We start from the raw sequence: 21397 nt of genomic DNA, 5'->3' as shown, positions 1-21397 counted from the left end.
GGGCTGCAGGTCTGCCTAACTATATCAAGGTGTACCTGCCTAATTTGTGCTGCGAAAGTTGAGATATGAAGAACAATTGGATATTTTAAGGAGTCGAAATCTTATCATTGACGATGTTGAGGATGCTTTGGGGTTCTTGAAAAAAGTAAACTACTACAGGTTTTCTGCATATGGCCTCACATTAAAACAAAAAGATAATAGAGATTTATTTCAAAAAGGAATAACCTTCCATCGAATAAAAATGATTTATACATTTGACCAGAAGCTGCGTAGTCTTCTGATGAATTATTTGGAGTACATTGAAATTGAATTCCGCTCCAGGATAGCGTATTACCACTCGCACAAATATGGCTCGCTTGGTTATAAAGAAAGTGCCAATTTTTTATCCGAATCGAAACATGAAATTTTTTTGAAACAATTACAACAACAAATTGACAGAAGTAGATCTCAGTTGTTTGTTATGCATCACAAACGCAAATATAAAGGCGAATTTCCTTTTTGGGTGGCAATTGAAGTAATATCTTTCGGGGAATTGTCAAAAGTCTTTCGAAATCTATTAAAAAACGATAAAAAAGAGATAGTTAAGTCATATAAGATTTCGAGTTATTATATAGAAAGTTGGCTTCATACCTTATCTTATATTAGAAATGTGTGTGCTCATTATGGTAGATTGTATGGAAAAAGGCTGGTTATTGCACCAATGCTCCCAGGGTCAGAACGAAGCTTTAACAATAAAACTGTCTTTGCGGCAATCTATATTCTATCCAGATTACTACATATTGAGGAATTGACCAACTTTATTACGTCTTTAAATGCCTTGCTTGAACAATATGAAACGTATATTACTTATGGAGATTTGGGGTTTCCAGAGAAATGGGAATCTTTACTTCTGAGATAGTCTAGGATGCCTTTTGGGACCTCTGTCACTTCCTCAATTATGTCGTATATTGCCGAATAAGCTGTTTGGCTTTGGGTTTTGGGAGTATTTTAGTCGTTAAAACCGAATGTTTTTGGAAATTAAAATATAGAGCCATATAAAGTCTTTAACTGGAAAGACTTTATATGGCCCAGTGCCCGGCGGCTCAAACTCCAGATTTCTACCTACGATTTACCAACATCGGTTCCTTGATGAAGGGATGCCGACTAAAATCGGGTTTTGCGTCCTTCGCTGTCGTTATCCTTATGATTCAATATTCCTCGTCCCAATATTGCTCCGGAGCGCTTCCTTTTTCGGCAATAATTACTGGAGCTGTCGGTTCCCCCTCTAATGGTGCAATGTTTTCAAGGGTTACGGTAAATATCCATTCATCGCCATAATCATATAAATACATAAAGTGCTGGCCTTCATGTAATCCGGCACTACCGATCTGGATGTTTGCTGCATTTGCTCCGGAGTCATCGTTGGGAGAGGCGATACAATTGGGAGACCATTTTTCTCCATCCATAAAAAAGGAATACAAGTGTTCGTCGTCGAAGTTAAAGGCTTGTATGATTGCCTTGTGTAAATCCTGCATCGTATGTTCAGATGAAATAGTGATTTTCCGCCAAACTTTCACATGCCACATCACATGAAAGGTATACAGCCCGGGTGTATATGTCCCTGAATCCCTTGGCAATGTTTGGGACAGATCCCTTTTTGGAAATAGCCCATCAAATGCATGATGAAAAGCTTCTGGCTTCTTTTTATTTACTGTTCGCTTTTCACTGGGCATATCGGGAAGCGCTGAACCAGGTACAGGGTTGACTTCTCCATATTCCACCCTGAGCGGAATATTCCAGACAGTTATATCCCTGGACTCCAGTAAGATTCGGAGCATGTTTTCTCCAAACGGCGTTAGTGAGATGGATTTTGCATAAAAATCGTTTTTCTTGCCGTATTTATCTATTTGCTCCTGATCCTTTTCGCATACCCAAAACCCGAACCACTCTATGTGCAGGAAAAAATGATTCCAGCAACGTGTTAAATTAGCAAGCATGGTTTTGGAGCCAAAATCGATTTGCTTATCATCAAGTAATTGTTTACAAACGGTAGCAAACATGTGATGGATTTGGTTGCGATGTTCTCCAAGCATTTTTGCCCAATTGGCGTCGACCCAGAATGTTTCTAGTAAAACGAAATATTTCTCAGTGAATGTGAGCTTTTGAAACTGCATCCACCGATTCGTTCCTTGTAGCTTGAGCTGATTGGCGGTTATGGGCGCTTTTTCCAAAATTCTGCTAGCAAGGGCAAGATGATATAGAAAATGGATATATGGATATTGTTCCTGCTGCGGGCGGTTTGTCTTATTTTTCGCTTTGATGGATAACAGGCTATTCAGATCCGGTAGTTGTTTCGATGGAATGTATGCTTTTGTCTTTGTTAATTCCATTGGATGCTTCAATATATAATTGATGTACTGTTCAAAATCATTTACTAAATCACTGGGAAATGTCCTGCGTTTTTCTTTTTTAGCTGAAAAAATAGTTGCTCCTGCTGGTTCAGACTGATTAGCGTCATCAGTGTCATCAAGGAAAAAGTCCAATGTCAATTGTTCATGATTATCCTTCAAACTGCTTACCTCCTTCGCTTTGATTGTATTTCATTCACATCGTACAATAGGTTGATAGAATGATTCTAACATATTGACAGTTGATGATGAAGTGATTGGTTGACAGGCAGGTTGATAAAAAATTTTGTTTGGAAACACATACTTGAAACGTTTTCATGCATGTTTTAGGGATGCCAGGATCGTATGGAATTTAAACGTAGCGCTTCACCGGTTGGAGGGCAGGGGCAAGGGGGCTCAGAATTGGTATGTGAAAAAGTAAAATCTATTATGAAATCGCCATCTGAAGTTTCACCCTGCATATTTGCAGATGGCGATTTTTTAACGTTCTTTGGCTTGGCTCACCATTCTTACCGAGCCCCTTTTAATTAATTCCGGCTCATATATCTTTGATGTAACCGGCTGTTTATTCAGCATATCGATGATCATTTTACCAGCATCAAAACCCATTTTTTCCTGAGGATGACGGATGGTAGTTAAGCCTGAATTTATAAACTTTGAAAATTGATAATCATCAACACCGATAATGGAAAGATCGTCGGGAACTTTCAAGCCTATTTCTTTTACGAAATTAATGACTTGAATTGCTAATTCGTCATTATAACAAGCAATTGCTGTCGGAATAAACTCCGACCCCGTCAGCATGGCGTGAAGTTTTTTGAATAAGTTAATTTTATTTTCCTCGGTCTGATACATCATAATATCGCCCATATTTAAAATTTCAGGATGATCTTGATAGGCTTTGATAAAACCATTCATTCGATTGATTCCCTGTTTATCATCAACTTTAAAGATACCAATAATTTGTTTATGTCCCTGGGAAATTAAATAGTCGGTTATCATTTCTCCGGTTTTTACATCATCCATTATTAAATAAGGAATATCCAAATCATCATAGACAGCATTAATCGATAGCATAGGTATACCCATTGATTGAATATTATCGTAAATACTTTTGTTGATATTACCCCGCGCGCTTCTGGTTGGTTCGAATATTAGTCCGGACAGGTTATTCGATAATAAATTAGTTAAGCTTTTCCGTTCTTTTTCCGGGTTATTTTGCGTATCAGCAATCAAAATAGAGTAGCCGTAACTCGATATATAATTGTCAATTCCTGTGATGATATTTGGGAAAATATAATTCGCAATATGCGTTGAGATCAAGCCAATTGTCTTATTTTTAATTTCAGTATGTGGCTTGTTTTTCCAATCATTTACAAATGTCCCTCCACCCTGAATGCTATAAACAAAGTTCTCTTTCTCCAGTTCATCCATTGCACGCCTTACTGTGAAGCGACTAACATGATAGATCTCCATGAGTTCCGATTCAGTTGGTAATTTGTCATTAACTTGGTATACTTCTGATATGATTTTTTCACTAATATCTTGCTTAATTATTTCGTATTTTTTGGCCATGTTAAGCTTCATTCCTTTCATTGTACCGGTGGGGAGGAGCATAAGAAAAGCTGTCACTAAGGGGTGAAATCTCAATGTCTTAGGACAGCGGATTAATCATATAGTTAAAACAAACAATAAAATTGCTAAAAGAGGATGTTCAAAAAGTCCGGTAAAAATGACACTTCGAATTTCGTTGTTGGCTTGCTTTTCCGCTCCTCATGTACCTTTTATGTACACTCGGTGCTCAAAGCTACGCTGCCTAGAACTTTTCGGTCCTTTTTATCCTCCTTTTTGAACACGCACTAAAAGAAAAATATAAATAATTTTAGATCGACAATTGAAATGTTTCCTGTGCTGTCTTATTTTTGACCGTAATAAGCATTTTTGCCATGTTTTCTTAAAAAGTGTTTATCCAGGAGATAGGGATCCATTGTAATATCATTCGAATTTAATTGTATCGTGTGGTAAGTCATTTTGGCTACCTCTTCCAACACGACTGCATGTTGAACGGCATCATAGGCAGATTTTCCCCATGTAAAAGGACCATGATCATTGACTAGGGCAGCTGGCACTTGATCGGGATCCATGTTTCGCTTCTCAAATGTTTCCACAATGACATCTCCGGTTTGTTTTTCGTAATCGTTCCTAACCTCGGATGCTTTCATTTTTCTTGTTACTGGAACGGGACCATAAAACGTGTCAGCATGGGTTGTTCCTGCGGGCGGTAAATCGATGCCAGCTTGGGCAAATGTAACAGCCCATGGGGAATGGGTATGGACAATTCCTTTTATATTTGAAAAGTGTTTATACAAAACAAGGTGTGTTGGCGTGTCACTGGACGGGTTTAAATCACCTTCAACGACATTACCGTTCAAATCAACCACAACCATAAGTTCCGGTGCTAACGCTTCGTATGCGACGCCGCTCGGTTTAATGACAAACAAATTCTTCTCGCGGTCCATTCCGCTGACATTTCCCCACGTGAACGTTACAAGGTTGTATTTTTGCAATAGCATATTAGCTTCATAAACTTCCTGTTTTAACTGTTCTAACATAAGCAATTCATCCCTTTACTACTCGTTTTTTCGGTATGGACTGTACATGTCGATAGTATCGGGTAGAGCGAAATATATCATAGTTAATCATGATACTATTATATTGATACGTACAAGTCAATCTAAATCACTCTGTGCGTGCGTTTACTGCCCTCCGGTAGAAGAGGCTTGCTTTTATCAGGCGAATGGGCAAAATTTGATGCCCTGCAACAGTCAGTATCCAACTTTTTGGGGGCAATACGGCTTTATACCCAATCATGCTGGCAAGTCAACCTCTTCCTATAGATTCCAGATTTCTATATTATTGAATCGTGATACATTTCAGGCCAAACATTTTTGCTAAATCTTCAACCTGCTCGGATGTGATTCCAAATGACATGACGGTGTGATGACCTCCGCCGTTTTCGATCCATTGTTGAACGCCATTGTAGAATCCCGGTTTGGGCGTAAACATTTGGCGGGCAACCGGAAGATGTGGAGCCGGTTCTGTTGGTTTATGACCTTCAATTTCATACATAACCATTTTAAATTGATCGCCAAAATCAGAAATGGTTACATTGACTCCTTCTCCCTCTAAACCATCAAATACAAGCCTTGCAGGATCCGCTTTGTCACCAATTCCCAGCGGGTGAACCTCTACGCTTGCTTTGGTGCTGGCCAATGTTGGATCAACCTCTAACATATGCGAACCTAAAATTTCCTCATGTCCTTCAACCAAGTTGTACGTATAGTCTTCCATGAACCCTGTGCCCTTATTGTGGGCCATAATCTTTATTAAGCGATCAAGAGCAGCTGTCTTCCAATCCCCTTCACCAGCAAAACCATAGCCTTCTTCATTTAAACGTTGAACAGCCATTCCCGGTAACTGCTTCATGCCCCACAAATCCTCAAAGTTGGTTGTAAATGCGCTATAGCCGCCAGCTTCCAGGAATTTTCTGAGTGCGATTTCCATTCTGATTTGTTCCTTCACATGTTCCTCAAAAAATTGTGGGTCATTTTCTCCGGCATCCAATTCATACTTGTTTTGGCATTCTTGGTACGTATCGTTGATGTCTTTATCGGTTACTTTATTCATTTCCGCTACTAAATCGCCAATGCCATAGTAGTCCACGGTCCAGCCGAATTGGATTTGGGCTTCTATTTTATCACCTTCTGTAACAGCTACATGGCGCATGTTGTCGCCAAATCTTGCTACTTTAATATGGAAACTTTCATTGTATGCAGCAGCTACATCCATCCATTGACTGATTTGTGTTTGAACACGCTGGTCTTTCCAGTGCCCGACAACGATCTTGTTATTCTTATGCAAACGTGCATTGATAAATCCGTATTCGCGATCCCCATGGGCACTTTGGTGTAAATTCATATAGTCCATATCAATGGTCTGCCATGGAATGGTGTTGGAAAATTGGGTGGCAAAATGGAGTAATGGTTTTTGTAATATTTTTGTCCCTCTGATCCAATTTTTAGCAGGAGAGAAGGTGTGCATCCACGTAATGACACCGGCAACATGATCATTGAAATTGACTTCCTTCATAACTTTTGTGATGCTGTCTGCTGTTGTTGCCACGGTTTTAAAAACAATCGGATAGGCCAGATTTCCATTTTTATTTAATTCATCGATGATTTGCATCGTATCTTCTTTTACAGTGTTTAATGCTTCTTCGCCATAGAGATATTGACTTCCTACAACAAACCAAAATTCATAGTCGTTCGTTTGCAACATGATGATAACCTCCCAGAATTTGTGTTTTTCTTGGGGTAAACAGGGCACTCTATTAGAATTTTTTTAAACTACTCTTATGCCTCGCCCTTTTGTTAACCGCTTACACAGAATGGTATATTATTTATCCGTATAAGTCAAACAACATTAATATGGACGGTGATTGCTATTTTTAGTGCAACTATAATGTACTTATTAGTAAACTAAACTTAGTTGCTTATTTAAATTATACATACAAATATTTTTTATGTTGATTTATAAGTACAATGGTGATAATATCCATTTTGAAAGCCTTTACTATCTTAGTATAAATACTTTGAGAAATAATCTTAAAACTTTGGAGGGATAATAATGGTTGGGGAAAAGAAAATCTCGAATGGGTTCATTTATTTTTTCGGGGCTTTTGGTGGAATTCTTTTTGGATATGATATTGGTGTGATGACAGGGGCTTTGCCTTTTCTAAAGGAAAATTGGGATTTGCAGAGTGGAAGTATTATTGGCTGGATCACCTCATCAGTTATGCTTGGGGCCATTTTTGGAGGCGCTTTAGCAGGTCATTTTTCGGACCGTTTAGGACGGCGCAAGATGATCTTAATAGCTGCTGTCATTTTTGTTATTGGTTCTGTTTTGTCGGGAATAGCCCCTCATAATGGAAGAGTTTTTTTGATTGTTTCCCGAATTATATTGGGATTAGCCGTTGGTGCTGCCTCCGCATTGGTACCTGCCTATATGTCAGAAATGGCGCCCGCACGTTTACGCGGAAGGTTGTCCGGTATCAATCAAACAATGATCGTTTCCGGAATGTTACTTTCATACATTGTTGATTATTTATTTCAAGGTTTACCAGAAACACTGGGATGGCGCTTAATGCTTGGCATGGCGGCTGTACCTGCTTTAATTTTATTCTTTGGAGTGCTAAGATTACCTGAATCCCCACGTTTTCTCGTCAAAAATGATAAACTGGATGAAGCGCGTAAAGTTTTAAGTTACATTCGTTCCGAGCAAGAAATTAATTCTGAAATAAAAGAAATTCAAGAAACTGCAAAGAAGGAGAAGCAAGCAAATCAAAAAACATCATTGCGTACATTACTTAATAGTAAATATCGTTATTTAGTCATTGCCGGAGTAGGAGTTGCTGCTTTTCAACAATTTCAAGGTGCTAATGCAATCTTTTATTATATTCCTTTGATTGTTGAGGATGCAACGGGGTCTGCAGCCAGTTCGGAATTGATGTGGCCAATTATTCAAGGAATTATTCTCGTTTTAGGTTCATTGTTATTTCTGCTTATTGCTGATAAATTTAAACGTCGTACGTTATTAACAATGGGTGGAACGATTATGGGACTGTCCTTTATCTTTCCAGCAATTTTGAATGTCGTTATACCAAATGCTAATCCAATGATGATCGTTGTATTTTTAAGTATCTATGTAGCATTTTATTCTTTCACATGGGCTCCGTTAACCTGGGTCATTGTAGGAGAAATCTTTCCATTGTTGATTCGCGGGCTTGCGTCAGGAGTAGCCTCATCCTTTAACTGGTTAGGTTCTTTCCTGGTTGGATTGCTATTTCCAATCATGACTGCCTCCATGCCTCAAGAAGCTGTTTTCGCAATCTTTGGTGTTATTTGTTTGCTTGGTGTATTATTTATTCGTACGAGGGTTCCGGAACCACTTGGACGTACTTTAGAGGAAATTGAAAAAATTGGCGAATTAAAAGGGGCTAAAAAAATGAGTAAGGAAATGAATGCCTGAGGGAAAGTATTGGTAGATTATAAGAGTTTGGAGGTAAATGACATGAACATAAGGGAAATATCCAAGGCAATTCAACAGGGTCATGTCTCGTTGGGGATCGAATTGGGGTCCACACGTATCAAAGCAGTATTGGTAACGGATGATTTTCATACCATTGCTACTGGAAGCTATGGCTGGGAGAATAAATTTGAAGATGGCATTTGGACTTACGCATTAGATGACGTATGGAATGGGATTCAACAAAGCTATAGACAAGTTGCAGCGGATGTGCAAAGCAAGTATCACACCACGTTAACGCAAATCAGTGCAATAGGTGTAAGCGCTATGATGCACGGATATTTGGTTTTCTCAAGTGATGGCACGTTATTGACCCCTTTTAGAACGTGGCGGAATAACATGACAGAACAAGCCGCCAATGAATTAACAGAACTATTTCAGTTTAATATTCCCGAGCGGTGGAGTATTGCACACTTGTATCAGGCTATTTTAAATAATGAATCACATGTAAATGACATTCATTTTATGACGACTTTAGCTGGCTATGTACACTGGAAATTATCCGGAGAAATGTTTTTGGGAATTGGCGATGCTTCCGGGGTTTTCCCAATTGATGAAGCCACTGGCACATATTCTGCAGCCTTTTTGGATACCTTTGATCATCTTAAAAACGTTACGCCATATCAGTGGAGTATTCGGGATATCTTGCCTGCCGTGTTACAAGCCGGTGATCATGCCGGAACATTGACCGCGGCAGGCGCTAAATTGCTAGATGTGAATGGCAATCTCCAGGAAGGTAGTGTCATGGCTCCTCCCGAGGGTGACGCTGGTACTGGTATGGTTAGTACCAACAGCGTTCGTCAACAAACTGGAAATATATCAGTAGGAACTTCCGCATTTTCCATGGTTGTGCTTGACAAACCGTTGAAAAAAGTTTATCGAGATATTGATATCGTTTCGACGCCAAATAATGAACCAGTAGCAATGGTCCATATTAACAATTGTTCGTCTGATATTAATGCATGGGCAGCAATATTTAAAGAATTTGCAGAGCGCCTCGGTATTGATTTGGATTCCGATCGATTATTTGAAACGCTATTCTTAACGACTACGAAAGCTGATCCCAATGCGGGTGGATTAATCAATTACAGCTACTTGTCAGGTGAAAATATAACCAAGATGCCTGAAGGACGTCCGCTTTTTGTTAGAGCGCCTGGTAGCTCATTTACACTGGCAAACTTTGTTCAAACCCAATTATATGCTGCCTTTGCTCCGCTTAAAATTGGCATGGATATTTTGAAAAATGAAGAAGGAAACAAAATAGACGTTTTAATCGCGCAAGGTGGCTTATTTAAAACACCAGTCATTGCCCAGCAGATTCTGGCCAATGCATTAAACATGCCCATCACTGTTATGAACACAGCGAGTGAAGGTGGTGCCTGGGGCATGGCGGTACTAGCTGCTTATGCCATATATGGAAATGATCGTATAAGCTTAGAAGACTTTTTGGATGAAAAGGTTTTTGCTAATCCTGAAAGTTCGACCTTAAGTCCAGAGCCTGAAGGAGTAGCTGGATATGAAGATTTTATTAAAAAATATAAAGAAGGGTTATCGATTGAATCCATGGCAATTCAGTCGATTCCATGATGCGAGCGAAGTCAATGATTATGAAGAGAAAATTAATAAAAAGATGGCGGAATATATGCCATCTTTCTTGTTTTTTTGGCCATGGCTCTAGCTAGATTTGTATCAATTAAAACCCGATAGCATGTAACTGCTTAGAGAAACAGATAGGAAGATAATTGCTCAAGCAAAATAGCTGTCTTTAGATAGATGTGCGTGCAAGCCGATCGTGCCCATCATTATTATTGTTATTTGAATAATCAAGATTCAAAACAACTTTTCCAGACTGAGCAAAACGGTTTTCCTCAATATACAAGTGCCTTACACTAATAGTAATGACGATGAAAGAGGTACAAGAACAATGACGGATGTATACAGCGACGTGATTCAATTTCGAGGAACGCATGCAGACTTCGGCTATTTTCAAGGGAAAAAACTTTTATCTTCCCCGATATTACCCAATCGGAAAAAGCAGTGGGGCCCGCTTAAAGAGAGGCATTTCATTATTGATCCGGAAGCCTTTACTCAAGCAATCAGATCCATTGCACCGGGGATATTAGATGAAATTCGCGGTTTAGCCGATGCACTGGAACTAGAAATGAACGATGCTATTCGGCTATTTAGTGGATATTATCTGGAATATGAGCGGAGTGGCTGTTCCGTATATGCCGATCGGGACTACATGGTCCGCAACTATGATAGCCACCCCCGTTCTTATGAAGGACGCTATCTTTTTTATCAGCCAACGGACGGAGGCTATGCTACTACTGGCCCATCGATGCAGATTACCGGACGAATCGACGGCATGAATGAAAAAGGACTAGTAATGGCGTATAATTTCACTCACCGAAAACAGTCTGCCGATGGATTTTTATGTAATATGATTGGGCGGTTGATCCTGGAGACATGCGGGAACGTTGACGAAGCGGTGAAACTCCTCCGGGACATTCCGCACCGGCATTCGTTCAGCTATATCTTGCTGGATCCGTCCGGTGAGTCGTATGTTGTTGAAGCATCCCCAAGGAAGATAGCAGTACGCCGATCCAATGTATGCACGAATCATTTTCACCTTCTTGATGAAGAGAACCGTTATCGCCAGGATGAGTCACGTCATCGGGAAAAAACCATCCAGAGCGAACAGCAGCATACAGCCAATCCTTATCAGGCATTCCAGGTCATGAATCGACCCGAATATGACATTTTTTCCTATAAATATGACGCCGCAGCCGGAACACTGCATACTACCGCTTACTTTCCAAAGGAGATGAAAGCATGGTATGCCATCGGTCCCGACCGTCCACCGGTGATTTTTAACTTTCAAGAATGGTTGGACGGGAAAAATACGTCCATTTCCCGCATTCGGGGCAAGATCGATTACCCTAGAGGTTTTATTAATATGGAGTGAATCAGGCTCATTTTATTGTTGAGAGGCAGATTTGCTGACATCGGCTGAAATAAAGGTATACAACTTAAAGGGGTATCACTTTAATCAGAATCGGTTTGTGGATCAAAAAAATAAAATTTATAGATGAAATCGCCATCTGAGGATTTACAGGTGGCGATTTTTTAACGTTTATTGAAACAAAAACAGACTAGATTAGTTGGGGCTCACAGTAAATTGTCCAATCAAAGAAACATTCAGTTGAATTTCGCTTACACGCTCGAAATTGCGTCCAGTTCGATCGAATTTCAAGAGCACACGATCGATGAATATGATAGTTACATTTTAATGGCCTCGAAAGATAAGCAGATTTTTTAGTCGTTTGTTCCATTCAAGAGTCTATTCGGCCAACCATTTTCTTGCTGTTTCCAGTTCGTCAAGCGAATACTGGGCGACTTCTACTCCAGGAATGAGATTTGCAATGGTTGCATCTGTTTTGGTAAACGTGTCATCCGCTACGATGGCGCCTTTTTTGATGCTTTTCATATATGGAAAAGTCTTCACATCTTCCATTAATCCTTTGGGGGTGATACCTTCTATATTTTTGAAAATAAACAAGATGTTGACCGGTTCCTCCTGCAGTGTTTTCGTATGCAGCGCTTCTTTAAATTTCTGTAAATCCTCCTGGGTGGCGGTACCCTGCGTGGTGATCTCCAATATCGCGCCCTGTTCCTGTCCTTTCACATCCAACATATTTCTCATCCTTTCGTTTTCCTGTCTTGGTGATAGGTTTCCTCTTCAGGCAATGTTTAAAACATTAGTGCTGCGATTCTACTTGAAAGCGAGGCAAAAACAAATTATAAGATGTACAAGCCGGTAGATTTCATTGAAGGCGAATAATCCAGAGAAAAATAAGAGCTAAAAATATTAAATATATAGGCCAAAAAGTAACCACAGACTTTTTTGTATTGTCATTAAAGGGCTGTTTGTGGAGCAAAATTACCTTAGTGTAAGAATTTAAATATTTAATTAAAAAGGGAAAAGAAACGGGTTTAACTTTTGCTGGTGTTAGCCCAGCCGGTCTTGATGATTTGACTGTTAATTCATTTGCTCAAGAGGCAGGCATTAAAACTAAATTCATTCCTTATCCATCAGGGGCTTCCGTTAAGGCTGCTGCATTAGGAGAGGAAGTAGATATTTATGTAGATAAAGTTGTAAACGTTGTTAATTACATTAAAAGTGGGAAAGTACGTCCTATTGTAGTTTTTCATGATGAAAAAATAGATGAAGTAGAGGAACTAAAAGATGTACCAACTACTGTTGAAAAAGGGGTTGATATGACAGTAGGCTCATGGAGAGGCTTCGTTATAAAGAAAGATGCGCCAGGAGAAGTAAAAGAATACCTTACTAAGCAAATGAAGGGTGCATCCGAAACCGAAGAATATAAACAATTTGCAGAAGAAAACTATGTTAACATCGGTGAAGAATATTTAGGCCCCAAGGAATTCAAAGAAAAAATGGAAGAGGAATACCAAGAGTTTGATGAAATCAGTAAAGAACTAGGCATAAAGTAAAAAATATATAGTGAGAGAGGGAATTTATGGGGGGAATAGTTTTTAATTTTATATTATTGGCCGTATTTTCCGCTTTCTTGAAGATGTCCTTTGACATCGAGGATCTAAGAGAAGTGGATCCTTTGGGGGCAGCTGGTTTCCCTAAATTTATTCTTGTTTTACTAGTAATATTGCTTCTGATTTCTCTTATAAATACAATTAGAGAATATGTGAAAAATGGAGAAGGAAATACTGGCGGTACATCAAACCCAATCAATATTTATGGTTGTGAGTTTAGTAATCTTAATTGCATTATTTACACTAGTCCTGGATAAGATAGGCTTCCTTCTTTCTATCTTCCTTTTGACACCCACTGTTCTACTAGTATTAGGAGAAAAAAGAAAATTGGCGTTAATTTTATTAACCATCTTCACGCCAATTGTTCTTACGGTTCTATTTGGTGTTAAGTAAAAGCATTAGCTTCGGGATTAATTGGTCTATTTATAGCAACCATTGGTGTTGATCCTATCAGTGCCACTGAACGCTTTACTTTCGATAGTATTGAGTTAATGAATGGTATTGATTACATTCCGATTATGATTGGTGCCTTTGCTTTAGGTGAAGTCTTTTCTCAGATAACCTCAGGTGATAATAATGAATTTGAAATGTCAAAAGCATCTAACCTTGGTACATTTAAATTAAAAGAATTCCTTGTTCATAAATGGGCAGTATTACGATCTGCGGCTATTGGTTCAGTGTTAGGGCTATTGCCCGGTACAGGTGGATCTATTGCTTCGTTTGTTAGCTATGGTGTTGCCTCGAAGGCTAGTAAGAATGCAGATCAATTTGGAAAAGGTGCCGAAGAAGGAGTAGTCGCTCCAGAAACTTCAAATAATGCAGCGGCCGGTGGTTCAATGATCCCAACGCTTATCCTGGGGATACCCGGAAGTCCAACAACAGCAATTATCTTAGCAGCTTTAGTATTACAAGGGCTGCAACCTGGTCCTCAATTATTATCGGATCAGCCAACACTTTTATATGCAGTATGCTTTGCAATGTTAACGGCCAGTGCTTTAACACTTGTTACTGGCCGGTTTGGTGTAAAAGCTTTTAGTTCGCTTTTAAGACTGTCATATGGAATTTTGGCAACCTTTATAATCATGCTTTCGTTGCTGGGCGCATTTGCTGTTGATAATAACACCATGAATATATGGATTATGTTGTTGTTTGGTGTTGTCGGTTACTTTATGAAAAAATATAATTTCTCAGTTGCAGCTTTAATACTTGGGTTAGTTTTAGGACCAATGATGGAAGAATCACTTAGAAGACAATTGTTAATAACTAATGGAGATTATCTAACCTTTATCACATCTCCAATTTCGGCGATTACTTTATTAATTGCTTTGGTAGCTTTATTATTACCTTTGTTTTCAAAGAAAAAGGGATCTTAGTATTCATCATACCGAGAAGGCGACAATCAATGTTTGGTTGTCGCCTCTACTCTTCGTATAGATAAATAGAGGACGTATTTGAACCAAATTCTTCCGGTGCACCTGAACTCCCTTGTTCTTATTCTGCTAAAGACCTTTTACCTAATTTTTTGTTTATTTCTAATATAATTGTTACTTAAGGTACTATTTAATTTATCAAAAGTTCAATATAATGTATATGGTTGTAATGTTTGGCAGGATCAATAAGGTTCGGGGGTGAGAGCAATTTTATATCAAAATGGGAGGTGCGAATGATGGCCTGGATTTGGTTCTAATATTGCAGGGAAATAGTATCGTTTAGTCTGCCCATCACTCTTAGGACCTTTACGTCAAAACAGGATGATGGAGAAAAAATTTAATAGTTTACAAAAGAGTAACAACTTCCGGGATATTGCAACGTACGCCAACAGTATTCTGGAAGTTTTTTGAGCTGTTTTACATGATTTGTTCCTATTATATGGAAGGGGGAAAAGTGTCATGAAGTATAAGCGAATGCGGAAGGTAACATTATTGTTGATCGTATTAATGGGCGTGTTTATCGGGATCATTATCGTGTCAGCAGAAGAACCGCAAGATGATGGAGATGAAGCAAATGCTGAAAACGTGAAGCCAGGAATTGAAGTTCTTTTAGATGATCATTTAGATTGGATCGAAGGTAAGCGTGTTGGACTCATTACAAATCCGACTGGGGTTACAAGTGATTTAGAAAGCAGTATCGATGTATTGTATAACCACCCTGATGTAAATTTAACTGCTTTATATGGACCGGAGCATGGTATACGGGGAGATCGTGAAGCAGGGGAACATGTAGATTCCTATATCGACGAAAAAACAGGGCTCCCGGTTTATAGTCTTTATGGGGAAACTTGGAAGCCGACCGAAGAGATGCTTGAAGACGTTGATGTCCTGCTTTATGACATTCAGGATATCGATTCGAATGTCTACACGTATATTTATACACTTGGGTTTGCGATGGAAGCAGCAGCTGGGCAGGATAAGGAATTAATTGTTTTGGATAGGCCGAATCCTAATGGAGGTACCAAAGTTGAGGGACCAGTTCGTTTCGAAGACGCTGTCAGTTTTATGGGAAGGTTTCTTTTGCCTATCAGACACGGGATGACAGTGGGTGAACTGGCAACGATGTGGAATACGGAATACGGTTTAGATACTGATGTGAAAGTGGCTGAAATGGAAGATTGGGAACGAACGATGTCTTTTGAAGATACAGGCCTTCCTTGGGTCATGACGTCACCGAATATACCAACAGAAGATTCTGCTCATTTGTATTCTGGGACAGAGCTATTGGACGATACGAACCTATCAGAAGGACTGGGTACAACAAGGCCGTTTGAGTTAGTTGGCGCGCCTTGGATTGATGCAGAAGATTTAGCGGAGGATATGAACAATCTCGAACTTCCAGGGGTGAAATTCAGACCTGCCAATTTTACGCCAACATCTGGAGAGTATGAGGGAGAATTGGTTGGAGGCGTTCAAATCCATATTGATGACCCTTTAAAAATAGACCAAGTTGAATTGGGTCTTCATTTAATAGATGTGATGAGAAATCAGGACCCGGAAAAATTCGAAATGAGTGATAATTATGCTGAGCTTATTGGTGATCCTGAAGCAGCGGATATGTTAAGAAATGGCGAACCGGTTGACGATATTATGGCATCCTGGGGAGATGAATTAAATACTTGGGTTAAAGATGTACGGAATCCGTATTTATTATATCCACCGTACCCGGAAGATCCGATTAGTTCGGAGGATATCCTGGCCACAGTAACGGAGCTAGAGGAAAGTGGCGACATTATGGATGATGGGGCAGCTCATGATCTGAAGTTACACGTAAAAGCTGTTGGCCAGTATGAGAAAAAGGAAGCAGTTGATAAAGTTATCAAACATATGAAAGGTTTTAAAAAGTTAATTGACGCCCAAAAAGAGAATAATCTTATATCAGATAAAGCACAGGTTAAACTTCAGCAAAAAGCAGATGCAATACTCGCGCAATGGAAGTAAGTAGAGGAGTGCTGTGAAACATTGAAAAGACAATTGCCAGTCTACCTATTAATTAATCCGACGTTTACCGGTAGCTGCTACAGCGACAGCTACGATTACTCGATGAAAAAGGAATTGCCTATCTCAAACGATGAGACGGGCAATTCCTTTTTTCATCATCTCCATGCGTTTTTCATTCGGTCATTATAGATACCAGCTTTTTTTGATTCACCAGTTTTACGGTTTACTTTTCCATGTTTGCATAGTAATTCCTTATATTTTTCTTCAATGTTCGTTTTCATTTTTACTTTTGATTTGCTGTATGCGTTCAGGGCACACTAGAAGTTGATTCGCAAATCTATATTTACTTTTACATCCGGTAATATTGAAACGTTATCGATAATATAACTCTGGTATGAACTAAAATTATAAAAGGGAGGATTTTTATGCGTATTGTACTTCTATGCGCTCAAGGAATGAGCACCAGTTTATTAGTTCAAAAGATGAGAGAAGCGTCTGAAAGGCTAGAATCAGCTGTGGAGATAGAGGCACATGCTGTTGATGCATTTGACCGGCAATTGAAAACAGCAGATGTCATTTTGCTGGGACCCCAAATTCGTTATAAGAAAGGTGAATTTATATCTAAAGCCGATGCAGCGAATGTGTCACTTAATGTCATTGATATGGCGGCATATGGTTCTATAAATGGTGAAAAAGTTTTAAAACAAGCTTTGGATTTGAGGAAGAAAAGGTCTTGAATCTTTTCCCCTGTATAAAGCTTTAAAGACGTTAGGCAGGAAAACTGTGAAAGGAGTGATTTTTCATGAATGAGTTTAATCAATTGATGGAACGCTATTTTATGCCTGTAGCAGGAAAGATATCTGAACAGCGTCACTTGAAGGCGGTTCGTGATGGAATTATTTCAGCGATGCCTTTGCTTATTATTGGAAGTGTCTTTTTGATTATATCATCACCTCCCATTGAATCTTGGGCAGAATTTATGGAGCCTTACGCGGAAACACTGAACATTCCGGTAAATGCAACATTTGGCATGCTGGGATTGGTTGCTGTTTTTGGCATATCCTATAGCCTTGCTAAAAGTTATGACATGGATGGATTATCTGCGGGTGTTCTTGGATTGGCGGCCTTTATGGTGGCTACCCCTCTTACGGATGAAGGCAATCTTCCATTGGATTTAATGGGAGCAGAAGGATTGTTTATTGCTATTGTTTTAGCTATTTTTACCGTTGAAGTATATCGATTTTTTGAGTCCAAACATATTGTGATTAAAATGCCCAGTACGGTTCCGCCTTCTGTTTGGAGAGCCTTTACAGCACTTTTACCTGGCTTTTTCATTATTCTTATTGTCTGGGGCGTCGATGTTATACTTGATGCTTCTTTCGGTTTGTCCCTACACGATGTAATTGGCACTGTATTGAAGGCACCGCTGGAGTTAATCGGAGGAAGTCTTTGGGGTGCGCTGATTGCTGTATTTCTTATTTCTCTGTTGTGGGCTTTAGGACTTCATGGCGAGTCTATTGTTGCAAGTGTATTAGCTCCCATATGGTATAGCCTTACCGAAGCTAACGTTGCCGCTAAACAGGCTGGAGAGGAACTTCCTCATGTCGTTGGTCAACCCCTTATGGCTATATGGTTTGCAGTAGGCGGAACGGGGATGGCGTTTGCGCTGGCCATATTATTTGTGTGGCGGGCAAGATCAAAACACCTTAAAAACCTGGGTAAAATGTCTGTGTGGTCCAGTTTTTTTAATATTAGTGAACCAATCATGTTTGGAGCGCCCGTTGTATTAAACCCGCTATTGTTCATTCCTTTTCTCCTTGTGCCATTGGTCGTTACCATCATAACCTACACGTCCATGTCAATTGGCCTTGTCGGGAAGCCTTTTGTTATTGTTCCGTGGACAACACCTCCTCCATTTTCCGGGATATTGACAACAGGAGATTGGCGTGGCGGTGTGCTTATGTTATTTAATCTGGTTGTATCCTTGCTCATTTATTATCCATTTTTCCGTTTATATGATAAAAAGCTACAAAAAGATGAAAAGGCTGAGGAATCAGATGAAGAGAAAAAGGCAATTTCAGAGGATGTCTAATCACATTTAAAAAATGGACAGTGAGATGGGCAAAAGGTTTTTCCAAATGATTAACTTAGAAAGGGATGAATAGATGAGTGAAGAAGTAGTATTTCAAATCATTTTACATGCTGGAAATGCTAGAAGCCTAGCTATGGAGGCTATTTCATTAGCTAAAAACAACGATATAGATGGTGCTAAACAGAGGCTGGAAGATGCGAAAAAAGAGATTTTAGATGCACATGAAACACAAACTGAATTCATTCAAAAAGAGTCCAGGGGGGAAAAGACGGATGTAACGTTACTCCTCGTTCATGCGCAGGATCACTTTATGAATGCGGTAGCTGTTAAAGATCTGGCAATTGAATTTGTCGATCTATATGAAAAGCTGGATCTAACAGGTGAGGTGAAACCATCATGAAAGGGTTAAAAGTGGTAACGATTGGCGGAGGTTCCAGTTATACTCCAGAATTAGTCGAAGGTTTTATTAACCGATATGATGAACTTCCCATTCGTGAGTTGTGGCTGGTTGATATTCCTGAGGGACGGGAAAAATTAAATATTGTAGGTAATCTGGCAAAACGCATGGTTGAAAAAGCAGGTGTACCAATCGACATCCATTTGACAATGAGTCGTAGAGAAGCGCTTAAAAACGCTGATTTTGTTACAACACAAATACGGGTTGGTCTATTGGACGCGAGAGCCAAGGATGAACGTATTCCGTTAAAATATGGTGTGATTGGACAGGAAACAAATGGACCGGGTGGACTGTTTAAGGGACTCCGAACCATACCTGTGATTTTGGATATTTGTAAAGAAATGGAAGAATTGTGTCCTGATGCTTGGCTTATTAACTTCTCCAACCCCACAGGTATGGTTACGGAGGCGGTTTTGCGTCACAGTAGTATCAAAAAGGTGGTCGGACTTTGCAACCTTCCGATAACAATGCGAATCTTGGTTGCCAAGATGTTGGAAGTCGATGCTGATCGCATTCACATCAATTTCGCCGGATTGAATCACATGGTATATGGCCTTCATATTTATTTAGACGGTGAAGAAGTTACGGGTAACGTTCTTTCTGCAATGGGAGGCGATGAATCTTCCGGAATCAGGATGAATAATATCTCGGATTTTGGATGGCAACAAGACTTTATTAAGGAACTTGGCGTCATGCCGTGTCCATACCACCGTTATTATTATAAGACGAAAGAAATACTTGAGGAAGAACAACAGGCAGCATTAAAAGAAGGCACTCGTGCAGAAATGGTTAAACAATTAGAAAAGGATTTGTTTAAGCTATACAAAGACCCGGATTTGGATCGTAAACCGCCACAATTGGAAAAAAGAGGTGGCGCATACTATAGTGATGCAGCATGTAGTCTAATCCATTCTATCCATAACGATAAACACGATATTCAGACAGTAAATACCAAAAATAATGGGGCAATTGAAAGTCTACCGAATGAATCCGCTGTAGAGATCAATTGTGTTATTACGAAAGATGGGCCTATTCCGCTTACAGTCGGCGACTTACCGGTTGCAGTAAGAGGGCTTGTGCAATCTATTAAATCCTTTGAACGGATTACATCAGAGGCTGCGATTTCAGGATCATACAGTAAAGCTCTGTTGGCGATGACAATCAATCCACTTGTCCCATCGGATGAAGTAGCAAAGCAAATCCTGGATGAAATGCTTGAGGCTCATAAGGAATATTTGCCACAGTTTGAAACGTGAAAGGGAATAGTTTTATTATGTTTATAGAAGAGACTTAATACAACTAAGTAGTTTTAGAGGGCAGTAAAGGTGATTTTAGTGTATAACGGTTGGATTGGCAGGGTGTTGTCATTGATTTAAGTTGTCCATGTTGGAAGTAGGTTATTTTCAATTGGTTTTTAAATGGAACAAAAATGACAGGAAGGCCCCTAACTCATTTACTTTTATTCTACTTTTTGGTCAAAGCTATTTAAAAAGGCTTAAAATGGAGTATATAATTAGAAGATCATGCTATATAAAAGGCTGTCCATGCTAGTACATGCCCTAAATCTTGTCAAGGCCATATAGGGTGGTTATTTTTTTATAGAGCATTAATGTAACGGGTGTCTTCTTGGGATTGAAACATGTGCTTCCGGAAATGGAGAAAAATAAAGCTGGATCGGTTATAAATGCATCGTCCATGGCTGGTTTAACAGGAGCATCTGGTCATTTGCTTTATGGTGCAAGTAAAGGTGCGGTGCGCGTGATGACCAAGGATGCAGCCGCAGAATACGCCTCTAACGGAATAAGGGTGAACTCCATTCATCCAGGGTATATTACGACTGGTATGGCGGATTATGCCTCAGATGTAATGAATAAGTCGGAAGAAGAATTGGATGCCAGCTATCCATTAGGCCGAATGGGAAAGCCAACAGAAGTAGCCAAGACTGTTTTATTTCTAGCCTCCGATGATTCATCATTTTCAACAGGCACAGAATTTGTCATTGATGGCGGTGCGTCAAACCTGCAATGAGAAATTTATGGCAATGAACCGTTACGTGTTCATTGCCATTTTGATTTTAAGTATAATAATCAGATCGTTTCAGCAAAAACTTTGGGATCGCAAAGGCGATGTTCCAATTATGCCGGTTTTGATCTTAATAAATGAGATCGGAAATGTCCCTTCCAATAGTGAGGATAACATCATGTCAAGGGTAATTTATGCAGTAAAAATAAATTTCAGTTTTCATCTTTAGGCCGGGGAAGTTGAAAAAAACAGAGAGGCAATTGCCTCTCTGTTTTTTACCTCCACCGAT

Annotated in this window: 17 protein-coding genes and 2 pseudogenes; 14 read left to right on the top strand and 5 right to left on the bottom strand. The window is 39.5% G+C overall.

What is annotated here, in order from left to right:
* Positions 1 to 136: 136 nt before the first annotated feature.
* On the top strand, positions 137 to 898 hold the full coding sequence (locus ABRT01_RS12405; protein WP_367747553.1) for an Abi family protein: 762 nt from the start codon (positions 137 to 139) through the stop codon (positions 896 to 898).
* Between the two features lie 289 nt (positions 899 to 1187).
* Here ABRT01_RS12405 and ABRT01_RS12400 read toward each other — a convergent pair whose 3' ends face one another.
* The 4 genes from ABRT01_RS12400 to araA all read right to left on the bottom strand — a co-directional run bounded on the left by ABRT01_RS12400 (position 1188) and on the right by araA (position 6725).
* Positions 1188 to 2549, bottom strand: coding sequence for a plasmid pRiA4b ORF-3 family protein (locus tag ABRT01_RS12400; RefSeq protein ID WP_367747550.1), 1362 nt, complete (start codon positions 2547 to 2549; stop codon positions 1188 to 1190).
* Between the two features lie 318 nt (positions 2550 to 2867).
* Positions 2868 to 3962, bottom strand: coding sequence for a GntR family transcriptional regulator (locus ABRT01_RS12395; RefSeq protein WP_367747547.1), 1095 nt, complete (start codon positions 3960 to 3962; stop codon positions 2868 to 2870).
* Between the two features lie 341 nt (positions 3963 to 4303).
* A complete protein-coding gene (locus tag ABRT01_RS12390) occupies positions 4304 to 4999 on the bottom strand; it encodes an L-ribulose-5-phosphate 4-epimerase (protein ID WP_367747544.1) in 696 nt (231 codons plus the stop codon).
* A gap of 301 nt (positions 5000 to 5300) precedes the next feature.
* Positions 5301 to 6725, bottom strand: a complete 1425-nt coding sequence (araA, locus tag ABRT01_RS12385; protein ID WP_367747541.1) for an L-arabinose isomerase — start codon at positions 6723 to 6725, stop codon at positions 5301 to 5303.
* Between the two features lie 348 nt (positions 6726 to 7073).
* Between araA and ABRT01_RS12380 the strand changes: the two genes are divergently transcribed.
* From ABRT01_RS12380 to ABRT01_RS12365, 4 genes are all read left to right on the top strand, one after another.
* On the top strand, positions 7074 to 8474 hold the full coding sequence (locus tag ABRT01_RS12380; RefSeq protein ID WP_367747538.1) for a sugar porter family MFS transporter: 1401 nt from the start codon (positions 7074 to 7076) through the stop codon (positions 8472 to 8474).
* 42 nt (positions 8475 to 8516) lie between these two features.
* On the top strand, positions 8517 to 10118 hold the full coding sequence (locus tag ABRT01_RS12375; RefSeq protein WP_269410317.1) for a xylulokinase: 1602 nt from the start codon (positions 8517 to 8519) through the stop codon (positions 10116 to 10118).
* A 337-nt stretch (positions 10119 to 10455) separates the two neighbouring features.
* Entirely contained in the window at positions 10456 to 11499 is a 1044-nt protein-coding gene (locus tag ABRT01_RS12370; RefSeq protein WP_269410316.1) for a C45 family autoproteolytic acyltransferase/hydrolase, read from the top strand.
* A gap of 213 nt (positions 11500 to 11712) precedes the next feature.
* Complete coding sequence (locus ABRT01_RS12365) at positions 11713 to 11853, top strand: hypothetical protein (RefSeq protein WP_367747533.1); 141 nt, start codon at positions 11713 to 11715, stop codon at positions 11851 to 11853.
* A gap of 21 nt (positions 11854 to 11874) precedes the next feature.
* Here ABRT01_RS12365 and ABRT01_RS12360 read toward each other — a convergent pair whose 3' ends face one another.
* Positions 11875 to 12228, bottom strand: a complete 354-nt coding sequence (locus ABRT01_RS12360; protein WP_269410314.1) for a SpoIIAA family protein — start codon at positions 12226 to 12228, stop codon at positions 11875 to 11877.
* A 275-nt stretch (positions 12229 to 12503) separates the two neighbouring features.
* Between ABRT01_RS12360 and ABRT01_RS12355 the strand changes: the two genes are divergently transcribed.
* The 9 genes and pseudogenes from ABRT01_RS12355 to ABRT01_RS12315 all read left to right on the top strand — a co-directional run.
* Entirely contained in the window at positions 12504 to 13049 is a 546-nt protein-coding gene (locus ABRT01_RS12355) for a Bug family tripartite tricarboxylate transporter substrate binding protein (RefSeq protein WP_367747555.1), read from the top strand.
* Positions 13050 to 13075: 26 nt separating this feature from the next.
* Positions 13076 to 13363 (top strand): hypothetical protein, encoded by a 288-nt coding sequence (locus ABRT01_RS12350; protein ID WP_367747530.1) that lies wholly within the window; start codon positions 13076 to 13078, stop codon positions 13361 to 13363.
* A gap of 144 nt (positions 13364 to 13507) precedes the next feature.
* Positions 13508 to 14479 (top strand): annotated as a pseudogene (locus ABRT01_RS12345) (tripartite tricarboxylate transporter permease); the annotation flags it as partial.
* Positions 14480 to 14995: 516 nt separating this feature from the next.
* Positions 14996 to 16537, top strand: a complete 1542-nt coding sequence (locus tag ABRT01_RS12340) for an exo-beta-N-acetylmuramidase NamZ family protein (protein WP_367747527.1) — start codon at positions 14996 to 14998, stop codon at positions 16535 to 16537.
* A 425-nt stretch (positions 16538 to 16962) separates the two neighbouring features.
* Complete coding sequence (locus ABRT01_RS12335) at positions 16963 to 17274, top strand: PTS sugar transporter subunit IIB (protein ID WP_367747525.1); 312 nt, start codon at positions 16963 to 16965, stop codon at positions 17272 to 17274.
* A gap of 65 nt (positions 17275 to 17339) precedes the next feature.
* Positions 17340 to 18629, top strand: coding sequence for a PTS cellobiose transporter subunit IIC (gene celB, locus ABRT01_RS12330; protein ID WP_367747522.1), 1290 nt, complete (start codon positions 17340 to 17342; stop codon positions 18627 to 18629).
* Positions 18630 to 18702: 73 nt separating this feature from the next.
* Positions 18703 to 19029, top strand: coding sequence for a PTS lactose/cellobiose transporter subunit IIA (locus ABRT01_RS12325; protein ID WP_269410308.1), 327 nt, complete (start codon positions 18703 to 18705; stop codon positions 19027 to 19029).
* Entirely contained in the window at positions 19026 to 20342 is a 1317-nt protein-coding gene (locus ABRT01_RS12320) for a 6-phospho-beta-glucosidase (protein ID WP_269410307.1), read from the top strand. Before ABRT01_RS12325 ends, ABRT01_RS12320 begins: the two co-directional genes overlap by 4 nt.
* Positions 20343 to 20688: 346 nt before the next feature.
* Positions 20689 to 21114, top strand: a pseudogene (locus tag ABRT01_RS12315) (SDR family NAD(P)-dependent oxidoreductase); the annotation flags it as partial.
* Between the last annotated feature and the right edge of the window lie 283 nt (positions 21115 to 21397).

It is taken from the genome of Lentibacillus sp. L22 (assembly GCF_040812445.1).
Taxonomy (GTDB): domain Bacteria; phylum Bacillota; class Bacilli; order Bacillales; family Amphibacillaceae; genus Lentibacillus_C; species Lentibacillus_C daqui.
This window is presented reverse-complemented; position numbering and strand designations above follow the sequence as displayed.